This window comes from Clostridium sardiniense (assembly GCF_050584765.1).
GTDB lineage: Bacteria > Bacillota > Clostridia > Clostridiales > Clostridiaceae > Clostridium > Clostridium sardiniense_A.
On sequence record NZ_JBNOOR010000022.1, the window covers coordinates 1 to 690 of the forward strand.

Sequence of the window (690 nt, forward strand, 5' to 3'; positions counted from 1 at the left end):
TGGCAGGGATAGCAGGATTTGAACCTACGAATACCACAGTCAAAGTGTGGTGCCTTACCGCTTGGCGATATCCCTACATGGGGTGAATGATGGGACTCGAACCCACGACAACCAGAACCACAATCTGGCGCTCTACCAACTGAACTACATTCACCATCATATTTTGGTGCGCCATCAGGGATTCGAACCCGGGACACCCTGATTAAGAGTCAGGTGCTCTACCAACTGAGCTAATAGCGCATAATAATGGTGCGTCTTAAGGGATTCGAACCCCTGGCCCACGCCTTAGAAGGGCGTTGCTCTATCCAGCTGAGCTAAAGACGCATGTATTGGAGCGGGTGAAGGGAATCGAACCCTCGTGGCTAGCTTGGAAGGCTAGAGCTTTACCATTAAGCAACACCCGCATACATTGGAGCAGAAGACGGGACTCGAACCCGCAACATCCACCTTGGCAAGGTGGCACTCTACCATTGAGTCACTTCTGCGTATGCTATATTTAGTTAATTTAATTAATGGTGCAGGTGAAGGGAGTCGAACCCCCACGCCTAAGGCGCTAGATCCTAAGTCTAGTGCGTCTGCCAATTCCGCCACACCTGCACGTTGTTTAATTAAATTGGTGGCTCGCCCGGGAATCGAACCCGGGACACCATGATTAAAAGTCATGTGCTCTACCGACTGAGCTAGCGAACC

8 tRNA genes are annotated in these 690 nt (G+C 50.9%); all 8 read right to left on the minus strand.

The features are described 5' to 3' along the window. A tRNA-Gln gene (locus ACQPUW_RS17230) sits at positions 1-75 on the minus strand. Between the two features lie 3 nt (positions 76-78). Next, positions 79-154, minus strand: a tRNA-His gene (locus tag ACQPUW_RS17235). 10 nt (positions 155-164) lie between these two features. Next, positions 165-240, minus strand: a tRNA-Lys gene (locus ACQPUW_RS17240). 7 nt (positions 241-247) lie between these two features. Next, positions 248-324: transfer RNA gene (locus ACQPUW_RS17245), tRNA-Arg, on the minus strand. Positions 325-330: 6 nt separating this feature from the next. Continuing rightward, a tRNA-Gly gene (locus ACQPUW_RS17250) sits at positions 331-404 on the minus strand. 6 nt (positions 405-410) lie between these two features. After that, a tRNA-Gly gene (locus tag ACQPUW_RS17255) sits at positions 411-485 on the minus strand. 28 nt (positions 486-513) lie between these two features. Further along, a tRNA-Leu gene (locus tag ACQPUW_RS17260) sits at positions 514-597 on the minus strand. Between the two features lie 17 nt (positions 598-614). Then, positions 615-690: transfer RNA gene (locus ACQPUW_RS17265), tRNA-Lys, on the minus strand.